The following is a 13,300-nucleotide window of genomic DNA, read 5'->3' as shown; positions in this document are numbered from 1 at the left end:
CCAGCCCAAGCGCTGGCCGCGCTGCTGACAACAACGCCAGCAGCCTGACCCGTTGCTTCCACCGATAGACCCAGCCCGCTGTCCTAGTGGGCATAACCCCGCGTTACAAGCCCGCGGGGGTGGTGCGGGCGCGGCGCGGCGCGGCGCGGGCGGGGCGGGCGGGGGTCAGCGGAGCGGGACGAAGCGGTAGGAGCCGTGCTCGGTCACGCTCACCTCGTCGTGGTGGCGCTGCACGCGCAGCATCGTGCCCGCCACCGGGATCACCATCCGGCCCTGCTCGCCCAGCTGGTCGACGAGGGCGGTGGGCAGCGTGGGCGGTTCGGCGGAGACCAGGATCCGTTCGTACGGCGCGTGGTCGGGCAGGCCGAGCACGCCGGGCCGGGCGCGGCGGACGCTGGCCCAGGGGACCGCGGCCCGCCGCACGTTCTCGGCGCCGAAGGCCACCAGATCGTCGACGAGCTCCACGCCGAGCACCTCGCCGCCGGGCCCGACCAGGTGCGCCAGCAGGACGGTGGTCCAGCCCGAGCCGGCGCCGACGTCGAGCACCCGCTGGCCCGGGCGCACGTCCAGCAGCTTCAGCATCTGCTCGACGGTGCGCGGCTGGGAGTTGGTCTGACCGTGCCCGATCGCCAGCGGCCCGTCGTACGACGCGCGCCGGCGCTCGCGGCGGGGCAGGAAGCCGGCCCGCGGCGTGGCCTGGAACGCGGCCCGCACGGCGTCGGTCCCCCCAGGGTGGGGCGCGGAGCTCATCGCTCCACTGAAGACCGGCGCCGCGCCGGGCGTCAACCCGCTCAGGCCTCGTCGAAGGCGAACAGCGCGATCGGCTCCGAGGTGGGCTCCGGCGAGCCGCCCTCCGGCTCGACGGTGATCCCGGCTCCGGTGGCCTCGCTGGCGTCGCCCTCGAGCATCACCGTCTGGTCCTCCTTGACCGGCATCACGGCCGCGGACACCATGCCCTCGTCGGGCACGTCGTACCAGACCTGGTAGATCTTCCCCTCCGGCGGCGGCGGCATCTTCTCGGTCAGCAGCACCGACTTGCCGAGCTCGTCGGAGTACACCACCGTCGCCCGGGCGCCGCCGTCGAACTCCAGCGAGACCTTCTCCGCGTCGGGGGCCGTCATCACCTTCTCGGCGGCGGTCAGGGGCGTCGAGGAGTCGTCCTCCCAGGGCTGCCAGACGCCGCCGACGCCCACCGTCGCCACCACCGCGGCCGCGGCGGCCAGCAGCGCGACGCCGCGGCGGCGCCGCGAGGCGAGCGTGGTCACGCCTGCCTCCTGGTGCGGCGGCAGCGGGCGCACCGTGGCGATGTCGGCGAGCACCCGCTCGCGCAGCGCGGGAGGCGGTGCGACGGAGACCGCGTCGGCGAGCACCGCCGCGCCCTCGGAGAGGCTGGCGACCTCGGCGCGGCAGTCCGCGCAGCCGGCCAGGTGCTGCTCGAAGTCGGCGCGCTCGGCACCGTCCAGGGCGTCGACCACGTAGGCCCCGGCCAGGAAGTGGATGGACTCGGTCACTGCCCCACTCCCATCGTGTCGCGCAGCCGGATCAGTCCGTCCCGGATGCGGGTCTTGGCCGTCCCGACCGGCAGGTCGAGCATCGAGGCCACCTCGGTGTGTGTATACCCCCCCAGATAGGCCAGCTCCACCGCCTGCCGCTGGACCGCCGTCAGGGCGGCCAGCGCGTGGCGGACCCGCTTCGCCTCCAGGGAGGCCTGGGCGGCCTCCGCCGTGGTGTCGTGGGGGACCGGCCGGTTGTGCTGGTGGTACGTCGTGTCGCGGCGGGTGGACGCCTCGGCCGAGCGGACCCGGTCCACCGCCTTGCGGTGCACCAGCGTCATCAGCCACGCCGAGGCGCTGCCCTTCTCCGGGTCGAAGCGGCCGGCGTGACGCCAGGCCTCCAGGAACGCCTCCTGGGTCACCTCCTCGGCCTGGGCGGGGTCGCGTACGACGCGGACCGCGAGGCCGTAGGCGCGCGGAGCCGTCGCGTCGTACAGCTCGGCGAAGGCTCCCTCGTCGCCTCGCCCGGCCAGCTTGAGCAGGGCGGTGAGGTCGGGGGGAGCGGTGCCCCCCGGAACCGGTCCGAGGGGACCGGATCCGGGGGTGGCAGGGCGGGAGGGGTCCACGAGGGGATCTTTCCGTGTGGTCCGGGGATCAACAAGGGTGCGTCGAGGTCACGGCATCAGCACGGTGTCGACGACGTAGACGGTCGCGTTGGCCGTCGGCACGTTGCCGCACAGCACGGCCGCCATCTCGTCGCCGACGGTGAAGCTCTCGCCCGAGCCCTCGACGGTGACCATGTCGCCGTTCAGGGTCGTGTGCTCGCCGGCGATGTCCTCCGGGGCGAGCTCGCCCTCCACCACGTGGTGGGTGAGGATCTGGGTCAGCGTCTTCTTGTCGTTGAGCACGGCCTCGAGGTCCTTGGCCGGGATCTTGGCGAACGCCTCGTTGGTGGGCGCGAAGACGGTGATCGCCTCGGCCGAGTTCAGGGTGTCGACCAGGCCGGCCTTGTCCACCGCGGTGACCAGGGTCTCCAGCAGCGGGTTGCCCGAGGCCGCGGTGGCCACCGGCTCGGTGGCCATCACCTCGAGGGAGCCGGGCCCGCTCGTCGGGACCGCGCTGCAGGCCTCGCCGAAGGTCTGCGACGCGGCGTCGCCGGTCATCGCGCTCTCCGACTCCATGGACTCCGAGGGCGACTCGCTCTGCGAGGACTCCTCGCTCGAGGCGCTGTCGTCGGAGTCGTCCCCGCCGCAGGCCGCGAGGCCCAGCGAGACGGTGAGCGCGAGGGTGGCGAGTCCGCCGGTTCGGGTGATCGTCGTCAGCTTCATGTCAGTGCCTTCCATCGGTGGGGCCCCTGCCGGGCTTGCCTGATGGGAGGAGTTCGCCGCAGGTCGGAAGGCGGATTGGTCCGAGCGCCACCCGGCCCAGGCCCGGACTGCCGCTAGGTTGGTCGCCGTGGGTGTGGACGAGGCCGTCATCGATGCCGTGGGGCTGACCAAGCGCTATCCGGGCGTGGTCGCGCTCGACCACCTCGACGTACGGGTCGGGGTGGGCGTGACCGGGCTGGTCGGGGCCAACGGCGCCGGCAAGTCGACGCTGATCAAGATCCTGCTGGGGCTGGTCGACGCCAGCGAGGGGAGCGCGCGGGTCCTCGGCCACGACGTGGCCACGCAGGGCGCCCAGATCCGCTCCCTGGTCGGCTACATGCCCGAGCACGACTGCCTGCCCGCCGACGTCTCGGCCAGCGACCTGGTGGTGCACATGGGCCAGATGTCCGGGCTGCCCTACCCCGCGGCTCGCGAGCGGGCCTCGGACGTGCTGCGCCACGTGGGGCTGGCCGAGGAGCGCTACCGCGCCATCGGCGGCTACTCCACCGGCATGAAGCAGCGGGTGAAGCTGGCCCAGGCCCTGGTCCACGACCCGCGCCTGGTGCTGCTCGACGAGCCCACCAACGGGCTGGACCCCTCCTCGCGCGACGACATGCTCGCCCTGGTGCGCCGGATCGGCACCGAGTTCGGCATCGCGGTGCTGGTCACCTCGCACCTGCTCGGCGAGCTCGAGCGGATCAGCGACCACGTGGTGGTGCTCGACGCGGGCCGGCTGCTGCGCTCCTCGGCCACCACCGACTTCCTCGACGCCACCGGCAACCTGCTCGTCGAGGTGCAGGGCCGCCCCGACGCCGACCGGCTGCTCGGCGAGGCGCTGGTGGAGGCGGGCCTGCGGGCCTGGCCCGCCGAGGGCCGGATGATCGAGGTCGAGGTGCGCGACGAGACCACCCGCGACGTGGTCCGCGACCTCACCGTCGACCTCGGGCTCGGCCTGGTCCGGATGCAGGAGCGCCACCACCGCATCGAGGACGTCTTCCGCGAAGGAGGTGCCGGCAGTGTCCAGCCCGTCTGAGTCACACCCGGCCGAATCGAAGTCCGCCGAGGCGCAGCCGACCCTGGACCGCCCCGGCGCCCGCTCCGGGGCGGTCATCCACGACATCGGCTACCGCCCGTACGGCGGGCCGCGGCTCGGTGAGGGCGCGATCGCGTGGGGGTTCTTCGTCACCGGGCTGCGCAACTGCTTCGGCCTGGGCCGTTCCGGGCGCTCCAAGATCCTGCCGCTGGGCCTGTTCGCCCTGATGCTGCTGCCGGCGCTGATCCTGGTGGGGGTGCTGGTCCAGGTCGGCGACGTCCTCCAGCTCGACGAGCACCTGGTGGCCTACTCGATCTACCCGACCACCACCCAGCTGCTGATCTCGGTCTTCGTCGCCGCGCAGGCGCCGACGCTGTTCTCCCGCGACCTGCGCTTCCGCACGATCACCCTGTACCTGGCCCGGCCCGGCCGGCGCTCCACCTACGTCCTGGTCCGGCTGGCCTCGCTGATCGCCGCCACCTTCGCGTTGATCGCGGCGCCGCTGCTGCTGATGTACGTCGGGGGGCTGCTCGCCGACCTGCCGCTGGGCCGCGAGACCGAGCTGTTCGGGGCCTCGCTGGTGGGCGCGCTGCTGCTCGCCGCGTGCCTGTCCGGGCTCGCCGCTCTGGTCTCGGCGCTGACCCTGCGGCGCGGGCTGGCAGTGGCCTCGGTGATCGTGGTGCTGCTGGTCAGCTACACGGTGGTGACCACGATCCAGGCGATCGCCTGGGAGACCGGCGACGAGCGGGTCGGGCAGGTGGCCGGCATCCTCTCGCCGTACACGCTCGTGGACGGGGTGCAGGTCTTCCTCTTCGACTCGGCCAGCGCCACGCCGACCCCGCCGGAGGGCGGGGCGATGGGCGCCCTCTACCTCGTCGCGGCGGTGGTGACCGTGCTGGGCTCGGTCGCCGCCCTGCTGTGGCGCTATCGGAAGGTGAGCGGATGAGCACGCTGCGCCTCGAGCACGTCTCGCGGTGGTACCGCAACGTGGTCGCCGTCAACGACGTGTCGATGACCATCGGCCCCGGGGTGACCGGGCTGCTGGGGCCCAACGGCGCCGGGAAGTCGACGCTGATCGCGCTGATGGCGGGGTTCCTGGCGCCCTCGACGGGCTCCGTCACGCTCGACGGCGACCCGCTGTGGCGCAACAAGGAGGCCTACCGCAAGCTCGGGCTGGTGCCGGAGAGCGAGGCGCTCTTCGACTACCTCACCGGCCGGCAGTTCGTGGTCGCCAACGCCGAGCTGCACGGGCTGGCGGACCCGGGCGCCGCCGCCCAGCGGGCCCTGGCGCTGGTGGAGATGACCGATGCCCAGGACCGCACCATCTCGACGTACTCCAAGGGCATGCGGCAGCGGGTCAAGATGGCATCGGCGCTGGTCCACGACCCCGGCGTGCTGCTGCTCGACGAGCCCTTCAACGGCATGGACCCGCGCCAGCGGATGCACCTGATGGAGCTGCTGCGCTCGATGGGCGCCGAGGGGCGCACGGTGCTGTTCAGCTCCCACATCCTCGAGGAGGTCGAGCAGGTGGCACGTCAGGTCGAGGTCGTGGTGGCGGGCCGGCACGCCGCATCGGGCGACTTCGGCGCGATCCGCCGGCTGATGACCGACCGACCCAACCGCTTCGTGCTGCGCACCTCCTCCGACCGGCTGATGGCCTCGGTGCTGCTCGCCGACACCTCGGTGCGCGGGGTCCGGGTGCGGGCGGAGGGCGGGCTGGAGGTGGAGGCCTCGGACTTCGGCCGGTTCAGCGAGGTGCTGCCGCAGCTGGCCCGCGAGCACGACCTGCGCCTGCTCGAGGTGACGCCGACCGACGAGTCGCTGGAGAGCGTCTTCGCCTACCTGGTGTCGGCATGAGTGCGGCCGGGTCCTCCCCGCGCACCGGCGCGGGCCCGCGCGGCCCGATCTCGCCGACGATCGTGCGCCTCGGGTTCCGCAGCCTCTTCGGGCGCCGTCGCGGGGTGCTGATGTTCGTGCTGCCGCTGGTGCTCGTCGCGATCGCGGTGCTGGTCCGGGTCCTCGTCGGCGAGGACGCCGACGCCGCCGGCGACACCCTCAACGCCCTGGGCCTCGCGGTGATCGTGCCGCTGGTCGCGCTGATCGCCGCGACCGGTGTGCTGGCGCCGGAGATCGACGACGGCTCGATCACCTACCTGCTGGCCAAGCCGCTCTCGCGGCACACGATCGTGGCCAGCAAGCTGTTGGTCGCCGGTGCCTGCGTGCTGGTGTTCGGCGCGGTGCCGATGCTGCTCGCGGGCCTGGTGCTGGGGGAGCCGGACCTGGCGGTGAAGTTCGCGCTCGGCTCGCTGGTGGGCGGCCTGGCCTACTCCTCGCTGTTCGCCTGGGCCTCGGCGATGACGCGGCACGCGGTGGTGGTCGGCCTGCTCTACCTGCTGATCTGGGAGGGCCTGCTCGGCGGGCTGCTCGACGGGGTGCGCTGGCTGAGCATCCGGCGCTGGGCGGCGGCGATCGCCGGCGAGCCCGGGGTGGTGGAGGTCGGCCTCGGCTACGCGGTGGTGGCGTCGGTGGTCGTGATCGTCGGCGGCGCGTGGCTCACCGGCCACCGGCTGCGCGGCTTCAACCTCACCGGGGACGAGTGAGCCGGGAGCGGTACGGCGCGGCGCGGGTCCCGGGGGGTGTCGGTTTACCCGGTCGGCCGGGTATCGCTGATGTTGTCCGGCGAAATTTCGGCCGTCCAGTTCAGGGTTCCCCGGTCGACCGGGGAAACCGACAGGGAGCCGGGCTCAGACGAAGCCCGGCTCAGGAGACGCTGACCACCACCTCCTGGATCCCGCTGGACCCGTTCGGGTACGGCGCCGCGCGCGCGGCGGTCTGCACCTCGCCGTCGGTCGTGGTGGCGCGCACCGAGAGGTCGTGGCGTCCACTGGTCGCCTCCCAGGGCAGGAACCACTGGCGCCAGTAGTCGACGCCCGCGTCCGGGCCGAGCCGGGCCGGCTGCCAGTCGCCGCCGTCGATGCGGACCTCGACCGTGCCGATCCCGCGCCCCTGCGCCCAGGCGACGCCTCCGATGACCTGCCGGCCGGCGTCGAGGGTGGCCAGCGGGCGGGGTGTGTCGATCCGGCTGGCGACCTTGATCGGGCCGTCGATCGCCCAGCCCCGCTCGGTCCAGTAGGCCTGCTCGTCGTCGTAGGTGGTGAGGGTGAGCCGCTCGAGCCACTTGGTGGCGCCGACGTAGCCGTAGAGGCCGGGGGTGATCAGCCGGGCCGGGAAGCCGTGCTCGCGGGGCAGCGGCTCGCCGTTCATGCCGACCGCGACCATCGCGTCGCGCCCGTCGGTGGCGACGGCCAGCGGGGTGCTGATCGTGAAGCCGTCGACGGCGGTGGACAGGATCTGGTCGGCCGCCGATCCCACCCCCGCCAGGGCGAGCACGTCGACGAGCGGCACGCCCAGCCAGCGCGCCGCGCCGACGTAGTCGCCGCCGACCTCGTTGGAGACGCAGGTCATCGTGATGTCGCGCTCGATCATCGGCATCGCGAGCAGGTCCTGGTAGTCGATGGTGACCTCGCGCGCGACGTCGCCGTCGATGCGCAGGCTCCACCCGTCGTGGTCGACCACCGGGACGATCAGGTTGGTGTCGACGCGGTAGAAGTCGGAGCTCGGTGTCCGGAACGCGGTGATCTCGGGGTAGGACTCCTCCAGCCCGCTCGGCAGCGCGGCGATCGGGCGCCGGGGCCGGGGCAGCGTGATGTCGCCGATCCGCCGGCTGAGGTCGATCAACCACTGACCGGCGCCGCCCATCAGCACCGCGGCGCTGGCCAGCACGCCACCGGCCACCAGCACCCCGCGCCGCGACGCCCCGCTCCCGGCGACCTCTCCGGCGGACGCCTCCCCGGCGACCTCCCCGTCGGACGCCTCCCCGTCGGCTGACGGCGCGGGAGCCGCCGGACGGGAGCCGGCGAGCGCGCGGACCAGCCAGACCAGGGCGCCGACGCCGACCACGGCCGCCGTCAACGAGGGCAGTACGGCGCCGGCGCCGGCCGCGGGCCGGAGCAGGGCGGCGGTGCCGGCGGCGAGGACCAGGACCAGCAGCAGCCCGACGCCCAGGAGCAGCCGCCGCCGGGCCAGCACCCCGGCCAGGGCGGCGAGCAGCAGGGTCACCACGATCACGCTGCCGATGAGCACCGGCTTGTCGGCGTTGCCCATCTCGCGTACCGCCCACTCCTTGACCGGGGTCGGCGTGGCGTCGATGACGGTGGAGCCGACCGCGAGGACCGGCGAGGCCTCGGGCGCGACCAGGGCAGCGACGAGGTGGCCGGCCGCCATCGCGGTGAGCGTGGCCAGCACGCCTGCGCCGGCGTGGGCCAGGGCAGCTGGCGAGGGGCGGTTCATGCGAGGTGTTCGGAGCCGGGCGTCGCAGCGGATGGCCGGGCCCGGTTTCCGGCAGGATGGCGCGCATGACCGAACTCGTGCACCTCGACGTGGTCGACTCCGTCGCCACCGTGACCCTCGACTCGCCCGCCAACCGCAACGCGCTCTCGCGCCAGCTCGTCACCGAGCTCTTCGCACAGCTGCGCGCCGCCGAGGCGGATCCGCAGGCGAAGGTGGTCGTGCTCCGCTCCTCGGGGCGCGTCTTCTGCTCGGGCGCGGACCTGTCGGAGGCCGCGGACGGCAGCATGGAGGAGGGCACCCGCGCCCTGGTCGACCTGCAGCGGCTGATCGTGGCGCTCGACAAGCCGGTGGTCGCCGCGCTGCACGGCCCGGTGCGTGCCGGGGGCATCGGCATCATCGCCGCCAGCGACATCGTGGTCGCCGCCGAGGAGGCGACGTTCGCGCTCACCGAGGTCAAGCTCGGGCTGACGCCTGCGGTCATCTCGCTGACCGTGCTGCCGCGGATGACCAGCCGCGCCGCCGCGCTGGCCTGCCTGGGCGGCGAGGTGTTCTCCGGTCGCGAGGCCGTCGAGATGGGCCTGGCGACCAAGGCGGTGCCGGCGGCGGACGTCGACGAGACGGTGGCGGCCGTCTGCGCCTCGCTGGCCACCGGTCACCCGCAGGGACTGCGCGAGACCAAGGCCCTGCTCGCGCGCGACCTGCTCGCCCGCATCGACGCCCAGCGCGACGACGTGGCGGCGCTGAGCGCCCGGCTCTTCGGCTCTGAGGGCGCTCACGAGGCCATGATGGCGTTCCTGTCGCGCAAGCGATAGCGCGTCAGCCGGTACGCCGCCGCGCGCGACGGCGTACCGGTGCGCGCGTCAGCCGACGTGGACCCGGCGGGTGGCCCGGGGCATCGCGAAGGCCCGGCGGCCGTCGGAGCCGGCTTCATCCTCGCTGAAGCTGAACCCTGGGTCGCTGCGGCGGGGGTTCGTCACGACAAACCCAGTCCCGGTGGACCTGGAGACGCCCGCCGAGACCTGGACCCACCGCGGGTTACCCAGGCAGCGCCGCGGGATGGTGACGGCGATGGTGTCGTCCTGCGCGGAGACCGCGTGCTTGACCCCGCGGCACTTGCGCATGTTGCCGTCCTCGGTCAGGTCGATGGTCCTCGCGCGGTCGCGCTTCGGGGTGCGCCCCACGTCGACCAGCGCCAGCAGCATGCTCGGCCCGGAGGTGTCGATCCCGAAGTGCGCGTTGCGCCCCCGCTCGCCGCGGACCAGGTCGCGCACGTGCAGCGTCAGGGTGAGCTTGCGCGCAGCGTGCCGCACGACCAGGCGCCGTACGTCGGTGCCGGTGTCGGTGGTGTCGTAGACCGAGTCGTCGTCCCCGTCCTCGGTGATTGTGGTCCGCACCACGTCACCGGCCGGGTCGTGCAGGACCGCCCGCTCGGCCGCGACCGGCGCGGCGGTGGCCAGCACGGTGAGGGGGGCGAGCAGCGCCAGCGACGCCAGGGCTCCGGCCAGGCGCGCGCGCTCAGCCACGGGACACCTTCGGGCCCATCGTGAGGTACTCGCCGACCCGGCCGGCGCGGTGGCCGTCGTCGACGTACATGCGGTAGCGGTCGTCGGGGTCCTCCAGCACGCCGGACGCAGTGCTGATCGCGCCGACGCCGATCTTCACCCAGCGCGGCGAGCCGAGGCAGGTGGTCGGCACCGAGGCCGTCACCCGGTCGGCGTCGCGGTCGATCGACCAGCGCAGGCCCGTGCACTTCACCGTGCGTCCGTTCGGGCGGCTCACCTCGGCCAGACCCTTGGCGCCGCCGCCCATCCCCCGGGTGACCGAGACCCCGAACGCACGCTTCGGCGTGCGCACCCGGAACTCGGTGAAGTGCATGGGCGTGCTGCGCAGGTCGCGGAAGCGCACCGTCAGGTTCAACCGGTGACGGCGGTGGTCGACGACGGTGCGGACGATGTCGACCGAGGTGAAGTCCGGTGCGGGCACGAGGTCTTCGGTGTCGAAGTTCTCGGCCATCATGACGTCCCCGGCGGCGTCGCGGGTCTCCACCCGGTCGGCGTGGGCGGCCGACGGCACCCCGAGGGCAGCGGTGGCGGTGAGGGCGACGGCCAGGAGACTCGCCGCCAGGCGGTGTGACATGAGCAGGTCCGATCGGACGCGGCCCCGAGGGGCGGAAGGAATTGTGGCGAGGCCAATCATCGTCTGCAAGAACTCACGCCGGAGGAGATCGGCCCAACACGCTCTGCGCGCCCTTCGGGACGGGCTCAGGGAGCGCGACAGGGCTAGACAGGTGCCGATCCGTCGCTGCGGAGCACGGGCGAGTAATCTTGTTCCCTTCCGAGTCGCCGCAGGCGACGTGTTCGACTGGTGTGGTGGGGATCCCTTGACCGAGGACGTCGCAGCGCGCGAGGTCGCGCGTGAGCAGCAGTTCGTCGATCGCGTCTACCTCCAGATGGAGAGGTCCGCGAAGGCGGCGCGCGAGCTGGCCCGTGAGGGGCACGAGCGCGGGAAGCTGGGCCACGAGGGTGGCCTGGTCGAGCGCGACGCGATGGTCTTCCAGGCCGCGCGCCGCATCGCCCAGCTCGACGCCGCCCACGAGGGTCTGGTCTTCGGGCGCCTGGACCTGCAGCCCGAGCTGGACCCGGAGCCGCGCTACATCGGCCGGATCGGCCTGCGCGACGACCAGCGCGACTCGCTGCTCGTCGACTGGCGCGCCCCCGCGGCCGCCGTGTTCTACCAGGCCACCGCCGCCGAGCCGAGCGGCGTGGTCCGCCGGCGGGTGCTGCGCAACGACGGTCCGAAGGTCGTCGGCGTCGAGGACGAGCTGCTCGACGCCGAGGCGCTGGAGCGGATGGACGCCGATCTGCCGATCGTCGGCGAGGGCGCGCTGATGGCGCAGCTCTCCCGCGCCCGCGACCGGTCCATGCACTCGATCGTCGCCACCATCCAGGCCGAGCAGGACAAGGCGATCCGCGCCCCCTCGAAGGGCGTCGTGACCATCTCCGGCGGCCCCGGCACCGGCAAGACCGTCGTCGCGCTGCACCGCGCGGCGTACCTGCTCTACAACGACCGGCGCCGCTTCGAGGGCGGCGGCGTGCTCATCGTCGGCCCCAGCGGCGTGTTCATGCGCTACATCGAGCGGGTGCTGCCGAGCCTCGGCGAGACCGCGGTAGCGCTGCGCTCGCTCGGCGAGGTCGTGGACGGGATGCGCGCGACCCGCCACGACGAGCCGGCGGTCGCCGACGTCAAGGGCTCGGCGCGGATGGCCGAGGTGCTGCGGCGTACGGCGCGCCAGCAGGCCCCGGGCAGCCCGCAGGAGTACCGGATCTTCTGGCGCGACAACTCCCTCGTGCTCGACCGGCAGACGCTGAGCAGGCTGCGCAAGCAGCTGATGAGCCAGGGCCGCCGCAACCGGCAGCTGCCGCGGGTGGCGCACACGCTGCTGGACGCGATGTGGCGCCAGGTGCGCAGCGAGCGCGGCCGGGAGCGTGGCCGCGAGGAGTTCAACGAGGACATGCTCACCACGCGCTCGTTCGTGGAGTTCGCGGTGGCCTGGTGGCCGCCGCTCGACGCGGTGACGGTGCTGGGCTGGCTGCGCGAGCCGGACCTGCTCGCGCGGGTGTCCGACGGCATTCTCAGCCCCGAGGAGCAGATCCTGCTCGTCAAGGCGTGGGCCGACCACGCCGGCGACACCCCCGCCGCTGGCCTGACCATCGAGGACATCGCGCTGGTCGACGAGCTGCGCTACGCCCTCGGCGACGTCCCCCAGCAGACCGACGCCGACCAGCAGCTCGACGACGTGCTGACCGCCGAGGAGGGCGGGGTCGACCTCAAGGAGCTGACCACAGCCTCAGACCGCGAGTACGCCCCCAACAGCCGGCCCTGGTCTCCGCCGACCCACCGCATCGAGGACGACCCGTTCGCCCACGTGCTGATCGACGAGGCCCAGGACCTCACCCCGATGCAGTGGCGGATGGTCGCGCGCCGCGGTCGCACCGCCTCCTGGACGATCGTCGGCGACCCGGCGCAGTCGTCGTGGCCGGTGCCCGAGGAGTCCGCCGCTGCGCGGGCCGCCGCCCTCGAGGGCAAGGTCATCCACGCCTTCCACCTCTCCACGAACTACCGCAACTCCTCGGAGATCTACGCCCACGCCGAGGCCTACGCCCGCCGGGTCGGCCTGGACGCCGACCTGCCGACGGCCGTGCGCTCGACCGGCGTCGACCCGAAGGTGCTCGAGGGCGTGCCCGACCTGGAGGAGGCCACCCGCGCGGCGGTCCTCGAGATCGCCGGCGAGGTCGCCGGCACCGTCGGCATCGTCGTACCCGCGGCCCGGCGCTCGCAGGTCAACGCCTGGCTGGCCTCCTGGCCCGAGCTCGCCGCGGACGCACCCAGCGCCGCCGCCGCGGTCGACTCCGACGCGACGCCCTCGGGGGAGGACCGCGTCGTCGTGCTGACCGGTCTGGACACCAAGGGCCTGGAGTTCGACGGCATCGTGGTGGTGCGCCCCCAGGAGATCGAGGACGAGTCCGCCACCGGACGCGCCACGCTGTACGTCGTGCTCACCCGCGCCACGCAGCTGCTCACCACGATCTCGTGAGCGCCGCCCTGCCGCCGGGCTACCGCCTGGTCGAGGAGGCGCCCAGCGTCGACGACTACCTGCGTCTGCGCGCCGAGTCGGGGCTGTCGCCCAAGACGCGCGAGCAGGCCGAGCGCGCCCTGGCGGGGCACTGGGCGGCGGTCACGGTCCTCGTCGAGTCGACGGGGGAGCCGGTGGCGATGGGACGCGTGCTCGGCGACGGCGGGTGGTACTTCCACATCGTCGACATGGCCGTGCTCCCCGCCCACCAGCGCCGCGGCCTCGGCGCCCGGGTGCTCGAGGCGCTGCTCGCCCGGATCGACGCGGACGCGCCGCCGGACCCCTACGTCACGTTGATGGGCGACGAGCCCGGGCGGCGCCTGTACGCGTCGTACGGCTTCGCCGATCCCTCGCCGCACACCGTCGGCATGGTCCGCACCATCTGACGGCCCCCCTACCGCCAGGTAACTGGAGGATCCCAAGC

Annotated in this window: 14 protein-coding genes; 7 read left to right on the top strand and 7 right to left on the bottom strand. The window is 73.5% G+C overall.

Annotated features, from left to right (window positions below; all coding sequences use genetic code 11):
- Window positions 1-165 precede the first annotated feature (165 nt).
- Genes AC6EI4_RS16820 through AC6EI4_RS16805 form a run of 4 tightly spaced genes read right to left on the bottom strand, consistent with a single transcriptional unit; the run spans window position 166 to window position 2,836 of the window.
- Window positions 166-750 (bottom strand): protein-L-isoaspartate O-methyltransferase family protein, encoded by a 585-nt coding sequence (locus tag AC6EI4_RS16820; RefSeq protein ID WP_498452169.1) that lies wholly within the window; start codon window positions 748-750, stop codon window positions 166-168.
- A gap of 41 nt (window positions 751-791) precedes the next feature.
- Window positions 792-1,511, bottom strand: a complete 720-nt coding sequence (locus tag AC6EI4_RS16815) for an anti-sigma factor (RefSeq protein ID WP_498452168.1) — start codon at window positions 1,509-1,511, stop codon at window positions 792-794.
- Entirely contained in the window at window positions 1,508-2,119 is a 612-nt protein-coding gene (gene sigK, locus AC6EI4_RS16810) for an ECF RNA polymerase sigma factor SigK (RefSeq protein ID WP_498452167.1), read from the bottom strand. The genes AC6EI4_RS16815 and sigK overlap by 4 nt, the downstream gene beginning before the upstream one ends.
- Window positions 2,120-2,167: 48 nt before the next feature.
- Window positions 2,168-2,836 carry a fasciclin domain-containing protein gene (locus AC6EI4_RS16805; protein ID WP_498419779.1) on the bottom strand — a complete coding sequence of 223 codons (669 nt, stop codon included), beginning with the start codon at window positions 2,834-2,836 and terminating at the stop codon, window positions 2,168-2,170.
- A gap of 112 nt (window positions 2,837-2,948) precedes the next feature.
- Between AC6EI4_RS16805 and AC6EI4_RS16800 the strand changes: the two genes are divergently transcribed.
- The 4 genes from AC6EI4_RS16800 to AC6EI4_RS16785 are packed head-to-tail and all read left to right on the top strand — an operon-like array spanning window position 2,949 to window position 6,493.
- Entirely contained in the window at window positions 2,949-3,893 is a 945-nt protein-coding gene (locus AC6EI4_RS16800; RefSeq protein WP_498419777.1) for an ABC transporter ATP-binding protein, read from the top strand.
- On the top strand, window positions 3,877-4,839 hold the full coding sequence (locus AC6EI4_RS16795; protein WP_498452166.1) for an ABC transporter permease: 963 nt from the start codon (window positions 3,877-3,879) through the stop codon (window positions 4,837-4,839). Before AC6EI4_RS16800 ends, AC6EI4_RS16795 begins: the two co-directional genes overlap by 17 nt.
- Window positions 4,836-5,750, top strand: a complete 915-nt coding sequence (locus AC6EI4_RS16790; RefSeq protein WP_498452165.1) for an ABC transporter ATP-binding protein — start codon at window positions 4,836-4,838, stop codon at window positions 5,748-5,750. Before AC6EI4_RS16795 ends, AC6EI4_RS16790 begins: the two co-directional genes overlap by 4 nt.
- Window positions 5,747-6,493, top strand: a complete 747-nt coding sequence (locus AC6EI4_RS16785; RefSeq protein WP_498452164.1) for an ABC transporter permease — start codon at window positions 5,747-5,749, stop codon at window positions 6,491-6,493. The genes AC6EI4_RS16790 and AC6EI4_RS16785 overlap by 4 nt, the downstream gene beginning before the upstream one ends.
- 160 nt (window positions 6,494-6,653) lie before the next feature.
- Here the strand turns inward: AC6EI4_RS16785 and AC6EI4_RS16780 are convergent, their stop codons facing one another.
- Entirely contained in the window at window positions 6,654-8,243 is a 1,590-nt protein-coding gene (locus AC6EI4_RS16780; RefSeq protein ID WP_498452163.1) for a molybdopterin-dependent oxidoreductase, read from the bottom strand.
- Between the two features lie 65 nt (window positions 8,244-8,308).
- On the opposite strand from AC6EI4_RS16780, the gene AC6EI4_RS16775 reads away from it, so the two are divergent.
- A complete protein-coding gene (locus tag AC6EI4_RS16775) occupies window positions 8,309-9,055 on the top strand; it encodes an enoyl-CoA hydratase-related protein (protein ID WP_498452162.1) in 747 nt (248 codons plus the stop codon).
- A 48-nt stretch (window positions 9,056-9,103) separates the two neighbouring features.
- On the opposite strand, the gene AC6EI4_RS16770 is transcribed toward AC6EI4_RS16775, so the two are convergent.
- Window positions 9,104-9,766: a hypothetical protein gene (locus tag AC6EI4_RS16770; RefSeq protein ID WP_498452161.1), complete on the bottom strand. Its 663-nt coding sequence runs from the start codon at window positions 9,764-9,766 to the stop codon at window positions 9,104-9,106.
- The gene (locus AC6EI4_RS16765) at window positions 9,759-10,379 is read right to left on the bottom strand and encodes a hypothetical protein (protein ID WP_498452160.1); all 621 of its coding nucleotides are present in this window, start codon (window positions 10,377-10,379) and stop codon (window positions 9,759-9,761) included. The genes AC6EI4_RS16770 and AC6EI4_RS16765 overlap by 8 nt, the downstream gene beginning before the upstream one ends.
- 313 nt (window positions 10,380-10,692) lie before the next feature.
- Here AC6EI4_RS16765 and AC6EI4_RS16760 point away from each other — a divergent pair, with 313 nt between their 5' ends.
- Complete coding sequence (locus AC6EI4_RS16760) at window positions 10,693-12,837, top strand: HelD family protein (RefSeq protein ID WP_498452171.1); 2,145 nt, start codon at window positions 10,693-10,695, stop codon at window positions 12,835-12,837.
- Window positions 12,834-13,262 carry a GNAT family N-acetyltransferase gene (locus AC6EI4_RS16755; protein WP_498452159.1) on the top strand — a complete coding sequence of 143 codons (429 nt, stop codon included), beginning with the start codon at window positions 12,834-12,836 and terminating at the stop codon, window positions 13,260-13,262. Before AC6EI4_RS16760 ends, AC6EI4_RS16755 begins: the two co-directional genes overlap by 4 nt.
- The last annotated feature ends 38 nt before the right edge of the window (window positions 13,263-13,300 follow it).

The organism is Nocardioides sp. Z43_10, assembly GCF_059766615.1.
This window is presented reverse-complemented; position numbering and strand designations above follow the sequence as displayed.

What these genes read in the sequence shown, in the direction of transcription:
- AC6EI4_RS16785 (WP_498452164.1), top strand. Translation starts at nt 5,747, where the DNA reads ATGAGTGCGGCCGGGTCCTCCCCGCGCACCGGCGCGGGCCCGCGCGGC.
- AC6EI4_RS16780 (WP_498452163.1), bottom strand. Translation starts at nt 8,243, where the DNA reads ATGAACCGCCCCTCGCCAGCTGCCCTGGCCCACGCCGGCGCAGGCGTG.
- AC6EI4_RS16765 (WP_498452160.1), bottom strand. Translation starts at nt 10,379, where the DNA reads ATGTCACACCGCCTGGCGGCGAGTCTCCTGGCCGTCGCCCTCACCGCC.
- AC6EI4_RS16760 (WP_498452171.1), top strand. Translation starts at nt 10,693, where the DNA reads ATGGAGAGGTCCGCGAAGGCGGCGCGCGAGCTGGCCCGTGAGGGGCAC.
- AC6EI4_RS16790 (WP_498452165.1), top strand. Translation starts at nt 4,836, where the DNA reads ATGAGCACGCTGCGCCTCGAGCACGTCTCGCGGTGGTACCGCAACGTG.
- AC6EI4_RS16775 (WP_498452162.1), top strand. Translation starts at nt 8,309, where the DNA reads ATGACCGAACTCGTGCACCTCGACGTGGTCGACTCCGTCGCCACCGTG.
- AC6EI4_RS16820 (WP_498452169.1), bottom strand. Translation starts at nt 750, where the DNA reads ATGAGCTCCGCGCCCCACCCTGGGGGGACCGACGCCGTGCGGGCCGCG.
- AC6EI4_RS16805 (WP_498419779.1), bottom strand. Translation starts at nt 2,836, where the DNA reads ATGGAAGGCACTGACATGAAGCTGACGACGATCACCCGAACCGGCGGA.